Annotated in this window: 1 protein-coding gene and 1 pseudogene; both read right to left on the bottom strand. The window is 68.7% G+C overall.

The features are described 5' to 3' along the window. On the bottom strand, positions 1-261 hold a 261-nt coding region (locus SSA01S_RS18915; protein ID WP_174521631.1), incomplete at its 3' end, for a chemotaxis protein CheW. Beyond that, positions 258-756 (bottom strand): annotated as a pseudogene (locus SSA01S_RS18910) (methyl-accepting chemotaxis protein); the annotation flags it as partial. The pseudogene SSA01S_RS18910 and the gene SSA01S_RS18915, both read right to left, overlap by 4 nt.

The raw sequence follows: 756 nt of genomic DNA, 5'->3' as shown, positions 1-756 counted from the left end.
GCTGCCAGGCATGTCAACGACCAGGATGCGCGTCGTCAACGTCACCTCCGCCGCCGCCAGCCCCAGCCGGACCCGCAGGTCGACCATGGGCACCGACGCGCCGCGCACATCGGTCAGCCCCAAGAACCAGTCGGGGGCGTGCGGCACCCGATAGGCGTTACGATGATCCAGGATTTCGCGGACCGTGGTCACGGGGAGGGCGAATTCCTCCTCCCCGAGACCGAAGACGACGACCTGAATGTCCCCGCCGACCGCGCTCATGCCGCGCGTCCGAACTCGGCATCCTCGCCGTCCGGGCCGCCATTGCTCAGGTCGAGCGCGAAGCCGCGGACCCGGGCCTGCTGATCGGCGACCGAACCGGCTCGCGGCGCAGGCTTTTTGAACTGGGCCGCAGGCTTGCTGGCCGGTGCCTTGCGCACCACCGGACGGGCATGGCTCCGCTCGACGCCGCCGATGCGGAAATAGGCGATGCTTTCCTGCATTTCCTCGGCCTGGCTGGCCAACTCTTCCGAGGTGGAGGAGATCTGCTCGGACGCCGAGGCGTTCTGCTGCGTCACCTTGTCGAGTTGCTGGATCGCCTCGTTGATCTGGACCGCACCGATATCCTGCTCGCGGCAGGCGGCGCTGATCTCGGCGACCAGCTCGGCGGTGCGGCGGATGTCGGGCACCAGCCTGGTCAGCATCTCGCCCGCCTGGGTGGCAGCGCCCACCGTATCCGACGACATACCGCTGATCTCGGCGGCGGCCGACTGGCTA

The sequence above is a fragment of the Sphingomonas sanguinis NBRC 13937 genome, assembly GCF_001591005.1.
Classification (GTDB): domain Bacteria; phylum Pseudomonadota; class Alphaproteobacteria; order Sphingomonadales; family Sphingomonadaceae; genus Sphingomonas; species Sphingomonas sanguinis.
This window is presented reverse-complemented; position numbering and strand designations above follow the sequence as displayed.